This is a genomic window from Pseudomonas sp. Pc102 (assembly GCF_018408275.1).
GTDB lineage: Bacteria > Pseudomonadota > Gammaproteobacteria > Pseudomonadales > Pseudomonadaceae > Metapseudomonas > Metapseudomonas tohonis.
In genome coordinates this window covers 3,744,894-3,757,238 of the sequence record NZ_AP021905.1, presented here as the reverse complement: position 1 = coordinate 3,757,238, position 12,345 = coordinate 3,744,894, and the positions used below count along the sequence as shown (strand labels likewise).

Below are 12,345 nucleotides of genomic sequence, written 5' to 3'. Positions count from 1 at the left end.
CGCCAAGAGGCCTACTATAGGCCCGTAATGCCCGCTACCGACATGAACAGCGTGACGGGTCCGATCGATTAGGCGCGGCGCGGCCTAGCCTGGCTTGAGCAGGTGCGCGTGCACTTCGACGGTCAGTGCCTCGATACGCTCGGTCAGTACTTTGGTGAGCCCTGTAAGTTGCGTGTTCTGCTGCAGCAGCTCCAGGAGTTGCGCACTGTTGTGTGCGGCAATGGCCTGCCGACGCTCATTGGCGATAGCCAGTGCTTCGCGGTGCCTGGCGTCCGCTTCCGCGTTGGCCTTGTCGCGCGCGGCCTGGCGGGTCTGAGCCAGCAGGATCAGGGGTGCCGCATAGGCCGCCTGGAGGCTGAACGCCAGGTTGAGCAGGATGAACGGATAGGTGTCGAAATCAAAAAGACCGGCTACGTTGGTACCGATCCAGGTCATCACGATCAGGGTCTGCGCTCCCAGGAACAGTGGCGTGCCGAAGAAGCGGGCGAAGGCTTCGGCCTTCAAGGCGAACCGGTCGCTGCCGAAGGTCGGGGTGAGGTGATCGTGGGGGCGATGGAAGCGCAAATGATCGTCGTGGGCTAAATCGGACGACAGTGACGAGGGGGTGGGCGATGACGTTTTCATGGAAACCTCCTGAGCGGAATCTTCCATGAGTCTATGTGCCACGGTGAACGATGGAGATTGCCTGTCTGGCCGTTGGCGAAGGGATGGCCTGACGCTGTTTGCAGGGGAGGGCTAGTGGCTGGTTGCCGCCCCTCGTCCCCGGCAGCAATCGGCCATAAGCGGACGCTCACCGATCAGGCTCCGTGCTTCTCCTACTCCACCGAGAGGCGAATTGTCACATCACCTCGACCTAGCGCTTCGGCTAGCGACTCGGGGCAATCGACATGGCCAACTCGGGTGTAGGAGTAGGTCGACTCGAACGTCCGGTAGAAAATCACCAGCGTATCCGCGCCGTACAGCATCAGATCGCCAGCGCGGATCGTGCCGGGCCTTACTGCGCGGACTGGCAGCCGCCTCGGCAGGCTCGCGTATTTCTCGTTTGCATTGAGTTCGCTCATGTCCAGGCTAAGTGGCAATAGCTGCTCGAGTGCCCGTGAGGTCTCGCTATCGCCCACCAGGGTGATAGCGAAGCGCTGTTCGCCAACGGTCATCCACATACGGTCCTCCTTCAGAGTTGTCTCCGCGAATGCGCATCCACTCAGCAAGAACAGCAGGCATGGCCGGATGCCCGGAAGGCAGAGGAGCTGGCTGGGCTCATTCATCCTGAGGACGCCCACATCGACCGGGCCGACCCCGCTGCGCACGCATGGCCAGAACGGCGAGGGCCGCACCAAGCAACAGAATGGCTGCACTTGCAGTGATGGTGCTCTGGTAGCCGCTGCGGTCGAACAACCAGCCGCCCAGGGCCGAGCCCGAGGCAATCGCCAACTGCACCACTGCCACCATCAGCCCACCACCTGCCTCGGCATCATTGGGCATCGCTTGGGCAATCCAGTTCCACCAGCCGACAGGTGCCGCCGTGGCCATCAGCCCCCACAGCCCCAGCAATATGCCCACTGGAACGACCCAGCGGCCGACAGGGATCAGCGCGAGGGCAATCATGGCCATCAACACTGCAATTGTGATCAGGGTGCGGTACAGGCCCTTTTTCAGCAGTGCGCCGATCAACAGGGTTCCACTCAAGCCGGCTGCACCGATAACCAGCAGGATCAATGACAGGGTTGTGGCATCGACCAGGGTCACCGTTTCGAGGAAGGGGCGAAGGTAGGTGAACAGAGCGAACTGCCCCATGAAGAAGGCACCGCAAGCCGCCATGCCGAACGCCACCGGGCGAGTGCCGAGCAGCCCGAAAGTACTGGGTGCAGGGCTCTTTCGCACCGGGGCCTTCATGCTCGGCAGGGCGAGCCACTGCCAGGCCAGTGCGATGACAGCCAAAGGCACCAGGCAGAAGAACGTCCCCCGCCAACCGACTACCGAGTCCAGGTAGCTGCCCAGCGGCGCCGCGATAACCGTTGCCAAGGCGTTACCACCGTTGAACATGGCCAGCGCCTCGGGCACCTGATCATCGGGTACCAGGCGCATGGCCGTGGCCGCCGACATCGACCAGATGTCACCGATGACCACACCGAGCAACGCCCGACCCACCATATAGAGGGTGAAGCTCGGCGCGAGCGCTACCACGGCGCCGGAGATCGCCATCAGGCCCGTGAGGACGAGCAGAGGCGCCTTGCGATCGATGCTGCCTGCCAGCCAGGTGATCGAAAGGCTGGTCAGTACGGCGAACGCACCGGAGATCGCTATTCCCTGTCCCGCAGCGCCCTCGCTGACATGGAGGTCCGTTGCCAGTGGCGTCAGCAGACTGATGGGCATGAACTCCGAGGCGATCAGAGCAAAGACGCAGAGCGTCATCGCCAGGACCCCACCCCAGTGACCGGAGCGGGACGACGGCTGGCCGGCGGTGATGGCACATGGCTGGTCGGTAGGTTGGCTCATCATGGTGTCTGCCTGGTCGATCAGTTCAGGGCGCTCTGGAAGAACCGGGTGAGCTTGTCGAAAGGAATCAGGTTCACTCGGTCATACAGGTCGACGTGCCCGGTGTTGGGGACGATGAAAAGCTCCTTGGGTTGGCCCGCCAGGCGGAAGGCCTCTTCACTGAACTCGCGCGAGTGAGCATTCTCGCCGGCGATAAAGAGCATCGGGCGCGGGGAAATCGTCTCGATATCCGAGAACGGATAGAAGTTCATGAACTTGATACTGCTGGTCAGCGTCGGGTGGGTGGTCAGCCCCGGACTGGAGCCCGCCGGAGTGAACTCGCCTCGTGCAGTGCGGTAGAAGTCGAAGAACTCACGCTGGACCGGGTGGGTATCGTCCCCCAGCTCATGCACGGTGCCGCTGGTGTACCGAGTCTGGCCGCCGGTGAACTCCAGGTAGCGCTGCTCGGCTGCTGCGGCGATTGCCTGCTTGCGCTGCTCCAGGGTTTGCGAATGCTTGAGGCCGTTGCGGTTGGCCGCCCCCATGTCGTACATGCTGACCGTTGCAATTGCCTTCATGCGCGGGTCGATCTTGGCGGCACTGATCACGAAGCTACCACTGCCACAGATGCCCAGTACACCGATGCGCTGCCGATCCACGAACGCCTGGGTGCCGAGATAATCCACAGCCGCACTGAAGCCTTCCGCGTACAGGTCGGGGAGCACGGCGTTGCGCGGGCTGCCCTCGCTCTCGCCCCAGAACGACAGGTCCAGCGCCAGGGTAACGAAGCCTTGCTCCGCCAGTTTCTGCGCATAGAGGTTGGAACTCTGCTCCTTAACCGCGCCCATCGGATGGCCCACGACGATAGCCGGGCTGCGTGCGGACTTACCCAGGCGCTTGGGAATGAACAGGTTGCCTGCCACCGCCATCTGGTACTGGTTGTTGAACCTGACCTTCTCATGGGTCACCTTGTCGCTCTGGTAGAAATTGTCTGCACCGTTGGACATGTCGGCTCCTAAGGCTGTGAATGAGCCGAGCAGAAGGCCCAGGGCTGCAAGAAGTCTGTTCATGGGGCGTCCTCTTCACGGATTGAAGATCAATCGCCCAGCGGGATCTGGCGATTGCCTGACCCCGCTCGCAGGAGAAGGCGAAAGGGGGGCAAGCGGCATTGTCGTGAAAGAGATAGGCGTTGATTAGCTTATGAATGCTTAAAGCCGCTATAACCTCTGCTACTTAATCAGAGGGTGGGCACATGCCTCGGCATAATTTCAACGACCTCCAGGCATTCGTGACAGTGGCTCGCGAAGGCAGCTTCACTCGTGCAGCCGCGCACCTGGGGGTCACCCAGTCGGCCGTCAGTCAGGTGGTGTCAGGGCTAGAGGCGCGGTTGCAGATTCGCCTGCTCACCCGCACCACCCGCAGTGTTTCGCTGACGGCTGCTGGTGAACGGTTGATGGAGGCTATCGGCCACCGCTTCGATGAAATCGAGGCCGAGCTGGATGCCCTGACCGAGCTGCGCGACAAACCGGCGGGCACGGTGCGTATCACCTGTGGCGACAACATCATCAAGACGACCTTGCTGCCCAAGCTGATACCCGTCCTGGAGTCCTATCCCGATATCAGGCTCGAATTCGATATCAACTACGGCTTCCGTGACATCGTGGCCGAGCGTTTGGATGCTGGCGTGCGCTTCAGCGGGACGGTGGCTCAGGACATGATCGCGGTGCCCATCGGTGGCGAGCTGCGCATGGCAGCAGTGGCGGCCCCCCGCTATTTCGCCCAGCACCCCATCCCCACACACCCCAATGATCTGGCTGCCCATCGCTGCATCGATATCCGCTTTCCAACCTATGGCGGTGTGGATGCCTGGGAGTTCGAGCGCAAAGGTAAGAAGCTGAGGGTGAGGGTCGAAGGGCAACTGGTGTTCAATACCACTACCCATATCGCGGATGCAGCCGTCGGCGGCCTGGGAATCGCCTATCTACCCGAAGACGAGTTCGCCCCGCACCTTGAAGAGGGCCGGCTGATTCGTGTGCTGGAGGATTGGTGCGAGCCCTTCTCCGGCTATCACCTCTACTATCCCAGCCGCAGGCAGCCTTCGCCTGCTTTCGCTCTCGTGCTCGAAGCGTTGCGGTCAACGAAACGGGTCGATGCAGGATAGGCTCCATCGACACCCTCGATGGCCGGCAGGTGCCTGTCGCAAGCCAATGCAATCGCCAAGATGCGGGGGTTTGAAGGGGGTGAAATAATATGCTCTCGTTCCGGGGGCACCGATGTGTCGGAACTGGCTGCGATCCTGGATGTGCCTGCGCAGCATGACGCTATCGGGCACTTTCCAAAATACGCATTGGGCGTACTGCTAACGTCCATGCAGCTCTATCAATCTGTCGAGGCGCTACGGTTGCACTTGGCGTTCGTTGAAAATTTCGAGGATCAGTCATGCCCCAGGATATCGCGCGATTCGAATCGATCGGCTGCGCAGAGTGCCGGAATCTGGAAGGGCTGGGGTTCGACTTCACGATGGCGTTCCAGCCGATCGTCAACGTCAGAACCCGCAAGCCCTTCGCATACGAAGCCCTGGTTCGCGGCGTGAACGGCGAGTCTGCGGCAAGCATCCTGGACCGGGTCGATGATGCCAACCGGTACCGCTTTGACCAGGCCTGCCGGGTCAAGGCCATCGAGAGGGCGACGGCGCTGGGGCTGCTGGGCATTCCGGACTGCAAGCTCAGCATCAATTTCCTGCCAAAGGCCGTGTACCGGGCCGAGACCTGCATCCGAGCCACCCTGGAGGCGGCCAGGCTGTTCGAGTTCCCGCCGGAGCGGTTGATGTTCGAAGTGACCGAAGGTGAGCGTGTCGACGACCCGCTGCACCTGAAGTCGATTTTCGAGGAGTATGAGCGCCGCGGCTTCACCACATCCATAGACGATTTCGGCTCGGGTTACTCCGGGTTGAACCTACTGGCGATGTTCCAGCCGCAGGTGCTGAAGATCGATATGGCGCTCACCCGGAATATCGACCGGGACCCGGTGAGGGCCGCGATAGTCGAAGGCATCGTGTTGGTCGCCAAACGCCTGAACATCGTGGTCGTGGCCGAGGGCATCGAAACGCGCGAGGAGTGCGATGCGCTGCTCACTCTCGGCATCGAGCTCATGCAAGGCTACCTCTTCGCCCGGCCCGTAATCGCACGGCTGGCACAGGCTGTCTTTCCGCGGGATGCCGAGAACTAGATCGATCGCCACAGCCGCCGCCTGAAGGTTCGGGCGGCGGCTGTGGCGGGTCGCTCAGTCCATCGGTAGCGCCTGCCAGCCTGCGGATGTACGTCGCTCCAGGCACGCGGGCTGGCCATCGATGCGCAGCAGGTGCAGCCAGCCGTGCTGCACCAGGTCGCGCACCACTGCATGGTTCGCGATGACCCGGTCGATCATGCCCTGCGGCGCCTCGATCACCACGTGCAGGCGCAGCGGACGATGCATCCATCGCTGGCCATCGTGCAGCGACTGGCGGGCCAGGCCGATGCGCAGGTCGCCGCCGTTGCCCTCGAATACGCCGATCTGCCCGCCGACCACGTTGTGCAGCAGCTTGTTGCCGCTACCCAGTCGCAGGTTGTCGGTGGTCGAGGTGAAGTACTGCAGGTTGATCCAGTGCGCCACCACCATGGGCGCGGTCATGATCAGCTCCAGCATCCGGCCGTCCTCGTCCCGCCGCCAGTCATAGTCGTGCAGGAAGGCGCGGCCCTGCAGGTCCACGCCACGGGTGCGCGAACGGGGTGCGGCGATGAACGCGGCATTGCCGGCCAGGCCCCACTCGGGGCGGGTCTGCGCCCAGTCGCGGGCGCGCCGGCGCAGCCGTCCGAGCAGCTTGCCAGGCTGCTCGCGCAACGGGGCCAGCCCCAGTTTCATGGCCCGTTGCCGGCGTACTTCCATGGCGGCGCTGTCCAGCGCCGCGCGCAGGCGCAGCCAGCTGGGCTGCAGGGCCTGCGCAAGCGTCTCGACCCCGAACACCTGCACCTCATCGGTCGTGGTGTTGTGCAGACCGGCCTGGACATGGCAGTGCGCCGGCAGGTCGAGCCCGCGCTCGCGCAGGCCCTCCCGGACCTCGGTGTCGTTGAGCAGGGTGGCCAGCAGGCGCGCGTTGATCTCGCCGCTCTGGCCGCAGCATGCGCCGCAGTCGAGCCCGGCCGCCTGGGGGTTGTTGGCGCTCTGGCTGCCGTGGCCGAGCAGCACCAGCAGCGGCGGCACGGGACCGTCGAGGCCCAGGGCCTTGAGGATGCGCTCGGCCAGCTCGACCTTCTGTTGCAGCGTCACCTCCAGCAAGCGTGGCTCCAGGCATTGCCATTCGACGCGGCGCCAGGCGCTGCGCTCCGGCTGGGCTGCGCCGCCGGCCAGGCCGTAGGTCCGGCCCAGCAGCGCGCCGGCGTAGCCCAGGCCCAGGCTCTCGACCAGCGTGAAGGTTGATGCCGGCAGCCGCTCGAACAGGCGCCAGTGTCCCTGGCGCGCCAGGCGACCCCGGCGCTTCCGCGCCAGTTGCCGGTCCCGGATGGCGTCGCCACTGCCGTCACTGACCTGCAGCTGTGGGGCGAGCAGGCCTGGCAGTTGCGGGCGCGTGGCCTGGGTACCCAGCGGGGTGTAGGCGATCGGCAGTCCGAAGAAGCCGGCGAAGCCGCCGGTTTCCAGCTCCGGGCAGGTGTGTTCGAGCGCGCGTCGCAGCGGTTCGGAGCGTACGTCGATGCAGAAGAACAGCTTGGCCAGCGATTGCTGCGGCCGTTCGGCGGGTGTGGCGCGGCACAGTGTCTGCTGCAGTCGCTCCTGCCACGCCAGCTCGTCGGCCCGCTGCCACACCTGCAGCGCCTGCCAGGTGGCCGACGACGGCTGCAGCAGGTGCTCCTGCCAGGCCGAACGCCAACGCTGCCAGCGGCTGTCACCGTCACGCCGACGGTCATCCACCAGCGACTCCCAGGCCGCCCGGATGGCGAGCAGCTCGAGCATCGTCTGGTCGTCTTCGCCCCGCAGATTGGCCTGCCAGCGGCGGTAGGCGCACCAGGACGCCCACCCCAGGGAACGCAGCAGCAGGCAGTCGAACCAGGGTGCCCAGTCGTCCGGCGTCAAGCCGAGCCGCCGCACCGCCATCTCCAGGGCTGCCTGGGGGTGTTCCGGCAGCTCGACGATGCGCTGGTGCAGGTCGCGACACGCGCTTAGCACGCTCAAGCCCTTATCTGCCAGCATGCTGCTGCGCCAGGCCTGGTAGAGCCCGGTGCCCTCGCCTGGACGCCAGTCCGCCTGCTCGTGGTCGAACCAGGCGGCGCAGCATTGACCGATCTGCTGGGTGATCAGCACGGGCCAGCCGGGCAGCGGGATGCCCGGCTCGGTCAGGTCCTCCAGAAGCGGCAATCCCGGACTGGGCTCCTCGGCAGCGTCCAGTGCCTGCAGCAGCTGTGCGGTCGTTCCCGCCGCGCCGTGCTCGGCCAGTGCCTGGTGCAGATGGCGCGTGGCGATCCCCCCGTCCCGCCACGCCTGGCGATAGTCGGCGGCGCCAAGGGTCAAGCGGATGCCGGCGCGCTGCCAGAGCTGCCTGGCGACGGTCTGCCAGTCCTGGTCGCGGCGTTCCCATAGCGGGCTGACGGCGATCATCCGATCCAGTGGCCAGGTTGGCGCGATCCGGTTGCAGGCCTGGCGAGCGACCTCGTGCAGGGCGTCCGGCTCGAGGCCGGTGATGGGTTCGAGCGCGGTCATGGGCGGTCTCCGTGGGGTGAAAGAGCGTGCTGCGGCGGACGCACGGGCCACAGGCGGAAGGTCAGGCGGGTGAAGTGCTCGTCCAGGTAGAAGCCGGCGAAGGCCAGGGGGTAGAGGCGTCGCGCCAGGGCGCCGTGGGGGTGGGCGAGAATCACGGCCTGCAGTAGATAGAGGCCGAGGAACAGCAGCACGGCCAGCCCGCTCAGCGGCACCGGCGCTTCGGCGAGCTGCTGGTGGAGGATCCATCCGGCCGCCTGGTGCCAGGCCAGGTACGCGCCCAGCAGCAGGGCGAACATAGCCGATCCATATGCCAGCTGGCCTCGGCGCAGGCACCAGGGCGCCAGGCCGATTGCCAGGAGCGTCAGGGCCACCAGCGGCAGCGCGTAGCCGGGCAACGCCCACGTCCAGAGTCTGTGCAGCAGGGCCAGCGCCGCGCCCGCCAGCAGCAGGGCGAGCACCAGGCTGCCCAACCCGGGCGCGGGCGCCTGTGGGTGCAGCGCCTGGTGGCGGGCCTGGGCCACGGTCTCGCCGGCAGCCAGGAAGGCATGGGCCTTGTACAGCGAGTGGGCCAGCAGGTGCACCAGGGCCAGTTCGTACAGGCCAAGGCCGCATTCCAGGAGCATCAGCCCCATCTGCGCACAGGTCGACCAGGCCAGGCGGACCTTGATGCTGATGCGAGTCATCATCACCAGGGCGGCGATCACCGCCGTGAGACCGCCGACCAGCACCAGGAGGCTTTGCGCCGGAGTGGCAGCGGACAGCAGCGGGGCGAAGCGCAGCAGCAGGAATCCCCCCAGGTTGACCAGCCCGGCATGCAGCAACGCCGAGACCGGTGTCGGCGCCTCCATCACCTGGATCAGCCAGCCGTGGACCGGCAGCTGGGCGGACTTGAGAATCACCGCCAGGGCCAGCAGCAGGGCTGCGAGGTGCAGATCCCAGCCGAGCTGGCCGCTGGCCTGCAGGCGTGCGTCGACCACTTCCAGGATGGCGGCGATCTGGCTGTCACCACTCGCACGCACCAGCAGCACCGTGGCCAGCAGCAGGCAGACATCGGCCAGCCGGCTGGCGAGGAATTTCTTGTGGGCCACCACGACGGCCTGGGGGCGGTCGCGGTAGAAGGTGAGCAAGGGGTGCAGGCACAGGCTGGACAGGATCCAGGCGCCGACCAGCAGGAACAGGTCAGCGCTGGTCACCACCGTCGCCACGGCGGCCAGGGTGCCGAGCAAGGCCAGCACATAACGGCGCTGCCCCGGCTCGCCATCCAGGTAGCGGTGCGAGTAGTCGGTGATCACCATGGCCAGCAGGGCGACCAGGCCGGCCATCGCAAGACCGAGCCGGTCGTTGTCCTGCCCGTCCAGGGCGGCCTGCAGCCAGGCGGCAGCGACGACGGCCAGCCCCAGGTAGCCGGCGGTGCGGGCCGGCCACCAGAGCCGGCGTGGCGAGCCGATGCAGGCCGCCGGCAGCAGGGCCAGGGCGTAGACCCAGGGCAACAGCTGGGCCAGGGAAAGAGACAGGGTGGGCATGGCGCACGCTCCGCGAACACTGGATGGCGCCAGTGTCGGAGAGTGCTTGAACTATTAAAAATAGATTGATAAGAACTGATCGTTCACTTTGGAAGAACGAAAAATGCGCCGACTGAATTTCCATCACCTGCATTACTTCTGGGCCGTGGCCAAGGAAGGCAACCTGACCCGGGCCGCAGACGCGCTGCACGTATCGCAATCAGCCCTGTCCACGCAGATCCGCGTGCTGGAGGACCAGCTCGGCCATGTCCTGTTCATTCGCTCCGGCCGCAGCCTGCGGCTCACCGAGGCGGGGCAGCTGGTGCTGGACTATGCCGACACCATCTTCGCCCTCGGCAGCGAACTGCAGACCACCCTGCAGAACACCCGGCAGGCCAGCCAGACGCTGCGCATCGGCGCTGTCGCCACCTTGTCGAGGAACTTCCAGGAGAACCTGCTGCGCCCCTTCCTCGGCCGTGAAGGCCTGCGCATCACGCTGGAGTCAGGCAGCGTGGATGAGCTGCTGGAGCGCCTGGCCCTGCACAAGCTGGATGTGGTGCTGACCAACAAGGCGGTCAGCGCCGATAGCCAGCGCACCTGGCAGTGCCGCCTGCTCGATCGCCAGGCCGTATGCCTGATCGGCCCGCCGCGCGAGGATGCCCACCCCTTCGACCTGCGCCGCGACCTGCAGCAGGCCCGCCTGATCGTGCCCGGCCGCAGCAGCGATGTGCGCAGCCAGTTCGAGGTCTACTGCAACAGCCACGGCGTGCAGCCGGACATCTGCGCGGAGGTCGACGACATGGCCATGCTGCGCCTGCTGGCGCGGGACTCCGGCGATATCGCGTTGCTGCCTGCCGTGGTGGTGCAGGACGAACTGCGCAGCGGCGCGCTGGAGCTGTACGCCGAAGTCCCCGACATCGCCGAACGGTTCTACGCCGTCACGCTGCAGCGCCAGTTCAACCTCAATATCCTCGACGAGATGTTCGGCGGGCCGAGGGCGCACGACGTGAAATGAGGGCGTGGGCTGCGTGCGCGGGCAGTTGCGGGGGGAGGGCGCATCTGGGTGGAGGAGGGGCGCTGCCGAGCGCAAGCTGACGGTCGTCCGGGGCCAGGGCCTCAGGTCTAGTTCTGAACCGTTTCTCGTAGCTGGCCGACCGCGCTCACCACCCGTTGCGCCTCTGCGCGGATCTCCAGCATGACCTCTCCGGCCTCTCCTGCGAGGGCGACACCTTTCCTCACTTTTTCCTGGCTGCCCAGCATGCTCGCCACGACGCTCTGGGTCAGGTTCTGGTTCAGCTGCACGACCTCGTTGATTTCCAGGGTCGCCTGGCTGGTCCGCGACGCCAGGTTGCGAACCTCGTCCGCCACCACCGCAAAGCCTCGCCCGAGTTCACCTGCCCGTGCAGCCTCGATCGCAGCATTGAGGGCGAGCAGGTTGGTCTGGTCGGCGATGCCCCTGATGACCTGGACGATGCTGCCGATGCGCTCCGATTGGGTGTTGAGTGCGCCGATCTGCTCGGAGACCCGGTCCAGTTCCTCGGAAATGCCGCGAACGACCTGCCTGGTCTCATCCACCGTGGCCGCGCCCTTCACCGAGCTCCCGTCGGTTTTCTGGGCGATCTCATAGGCCAATTGCGCTGCGGCCGACTCGGCGTTCCGGCGCTCGACCTGCGCGGTGATGTCGCTGGCGAACTTGACGACCCCATAGAGTTTGCCGGCCGCATCATAGAGCGGGTTATAGGTGGCTCTGAGCCATACGACACGGCCATTCTTGGCGACGCGCTTGAAGACTTCGTGGATGTATTCGCCTTGATTCAAGCGCTGCCAGAAACGGCGGTAATCATCGCTGTTGACCTCGGCAGGCTCGCAAAACATGCGGTGGTGCTTGCCACGGATTTCTTCCGATCGATAACCCATGGTGGCCAGGAAGTTTTCGTTTGCTTCCAGCACTTCCCCGTTCAGGTTGAACTCGATCACGGCCATCGAACGGTCGAGGGCGGTGAGCATGCTGGTCTGCTTGTTCTCCGCCTGGATCTGCCGGGTGATATCGGCTGCAATCTTGATGACGCTCACTACCTGGCCCTCGCCGTTGTGGACGGGCATATAGGTGGCTTCGAGCCAGATCTCGCGGCCATCCTTGGTCAGCCGCATGAAACGGTCGCTGAAGCTCTCGCCCTTCGAGAGTCGGCTCCAGAACTGCCGGTACTCCGGGCTGTTCGCCAGGCTCGCGGGGCAGAACAGCCGGTGGTGCTGGCCTACCACCTCCTCGAGGCGATAACCCACCACGTTCAGGAACGCCTGGTTCGCGTCCAGGATCTCGCCGGCCGGTGTGAAATCGATCATCGCCATGCTGCTGCGTATCGCCGCCAGTTTCTGGTCGATGTTCTGGAAGCGATTCTTGTAGGCCTGCAATTCATTGCGAAGGTGTGAACCGAACATGGGGACCTCGATGCAGCGGTTGAGGGGCGGAGGACTATTCTTTGCAGAATATCGTCCGAGGGCCATCAAGGGTGAGGCCTGCGATGAAATTCGCGCCGTGGAGGCAGCCCGGGCAGTCGGGGGCCGATGAGTGCCGGAGGAACCTGTGAGTGGCTGCAGTGGGCCCATAAGCTACCCGTCGCTTAGCGTCGTCCAGGTT

At 65.1% G+C, this 12,345-nt stretch carries 10 protein-coding genes; 3 read left to right on the top strand and 7 right to left on the bottom strand.

Going from position 1 to position 12,345, the window contains the following annotated elements:
* Window positions 1–84: 84 nt before the first annotated feature.
* From PHLH3_RS17180 to PHLH3_RS17165, 4 genes are all read right to left on the bottom strand, one after another.
* The gene (locus PHLH3_RS17180) at window positions 85–624 is read right to left on the bottom strand and encodes a DUF1003 domain-containing protein (RefSeq protein WP_213625078.1); all 540 of its coding nucleotides are present in this window, start codon (window positions 622–624) and stop codon (window positions 85–87) included.
* 191 nt (window positions 625–815) lie between these two features.
* Window positions 816–1,160, bottom strand: a complete 345-nt coding sequence (locus PHLH3_RS17175) for a cyclophilin-like fold protein (RefSeq protein WP_244862900.1) — start codon at window positions 1,158–1,160, stop codon at window positions 816–818.
* Window positions 1,161–1,257: 97 nt separating this feature from the next.
* Window positions 1,258–2,412, bottom strand: coding sequence for an MFS transporter (locus PHLH3_RS17170; RefSeq protein WP_244863076.1), 1,155 nt, complete (start codon window positions 2,410–2,412; stop codon window positions 1,258–1,260).
* A gap of 104 nt (window positions 2,413–2,516) precedes the next feature.
* Window positions 2,517–3,545 (bottom strand): alpha/beta hydrolase, encoded by a 1,029-nt coding sequence (locus tag PHLH3_RS17165; protein ID WP_213625076.1) that lies wholly within the window; start codon window positions 3,543–3,545, stop codon window positions 2,517–2,519.
* A 182-nt stretch (window positions 3,546–3,727) separates the two neighbouring features.
* Between PHLH3_RS17165 and PHLH3_RS17160 the strand changes: the two genes are divergently transcribed.
* Both PHLH3_RS17160 and PHLH3_RS17155 read left to right on the top strand, forming a co-directional pair.
* Window positions 3,728–4,636 carry a LysR family transcriptional regulator gene (locus tag PHLH3_RS17160; RefSeq protein WP_213625075.1) on the top strand — a complete coding sequence of 303 codons (909 nt, stop codon included), beginning with the start codon at window positions 3,728–3,730 and terminating at the stop codon, window positions 4,634–4,636.
* 278 nt (window positions 4,637–4,914) lie between these two features.
* Window positions 4,915–5,703, top strand: a complete 789-nt coding sequence (locus PHLH3_RS17155; RefSeq protein WP_213625074.1) for an EAL domain-containing protein — start codon at window positions 4,915–4,917, stop codon at window positions 5,701–5,703.
* 54 nt (window positions 5,704–5,757) lie between these two features.
* On the opposite strand, the gene PHLH3_RS17150 is transcribed toward PHLH3_RS17155, so the two are convergent.
* A complete protein-coding gene (locus PHLH3_RS17150; protein WP_213625073.1) occupies window positions 5,758–8,205 on the bottom strand; it encodes a DUF2309 domain-containing protein in 2,448 nt (815 codons plus the stop codon).
* Window positions 8,202–9,728, bottom strand: coding sequence for an NADH-quinone oxidoreductase subunit L (locus PHLH3_RS17145; RefSeq protein ID WP_213625072.1), 1,527 nt, complete (start codon window positions 9,726–9,728; stop codon window positions 8,202–8,204). The genes PHLH3_RS17150 and PHLH3_RS17145 overlap by 4 nt, the downstream gene beginning before the upstream one ends.
* A 103-nt stretch (window positions 9,729–9,831) precedes the next feature.
* Between PHLH3_RS17145 and PHLH3_RS17140 the strand changes: the two genes are divergently transcribed.
* Window positions 9,832–10,722: a LysR family transcriptional regulator gene (locus PHLH3_RS17140; RefSeq protein ID WP_213625071.1), complete on the top strand. Its 891-nt coding sequence runs from the start codon at window positions 9,832–9,834 to the stop codon at window positions 10,720–10,722.
* A gap of 107 nt (window positions 10,723–10,829) precedes the next feature.
* On the opposite strand, the gene PHLH3_RS17135 is transcribed toward PHLH3_RS17140, so the two are convergent.
* Window positions 10,830–12,146, bottom strand: coding sequence for a PAS domain-containing methyl-accepting chemotaxis protein (locus PHLH3_RS17135; RefSeq protein WP_213625070.1), 1,317 nt, complete (start codon window positions 12,144–12,146; stop codon window positions 10,830–10,832).
* Window positions 12,147–12,345: the final 199 nt, after the last annotated feature.

Coding starts and splice junctions, on each gene's coding strand:
- PHLH3_RS17180 (WP_213625078.1), bottom strand. CDS start 624: ATGAAAACGTCATCGCCCACCCCCTCGTCACTGTCGTCCGATTTAGCC.
- PHLH3_RS17175 (WP_244862900.1), bottom strand. CDS start 1,160: ATGTGGATGACCGTTGGCGAACAGCGCTTCGCTATCACCCTGGTGGGC.
- PHLH3_RS17170 (WP_244863076.1), bottom strand. CDS start 2,412: ATGACGCTCTGCGTCTTTGCTCTGATCGCCTCGGAGTTCATGCCCATC.
- PHLH3_RS17165 (WP_213625076.1), bottom strand. CDS start 3,545: ATGAACAGACTTCTTGCAGCCCTGGGCCTTCTGCTCGGCTCATTCACA.
- PHLH3_RS17160 (WP_213625075.1), top strand. CDS start 3,728: ATGCCTCGGCATAATTTCAACGACCTCCAGGCATTCGTGACAGTGGCT.
- PHLH3_RS17155 (WP_213625074.1), top strand. CDS start 4,915: ATGCCCCAGGATATCGCGCGATTCGAATCGATCGGCTGCGCAGAGTGC.
- PHLH3_RS17150 (WP_213625073.1), bottom strand. CDS start 8,205: ATGACCGCGCTCGAACCCATCACCGGCCTCGAGCCGGACGCCCTGCAC.
- PHLH3_RS17145 (WP_213625072.1), bottom strand. CDS start 9,728: ATGCCCACCCTGTCTCTTTCCCTGGCCCAGCTGTTGCCCTGGGTCTAC.
- PHLH3_RS17140 (WP_213625071.1), top strand. CDS start 9,832: ATGCGCCGACTGAATTTCCATCACCTGCATTACTTCTGGGCCGTGGCC.
- PHLH3_RS17135 (WP_213625070.1), bottom strand. CDS start 12,146: ATGTTCGGTTCACACCTTCGCAATGAATTGCAGGCCTACAAGAATCGC.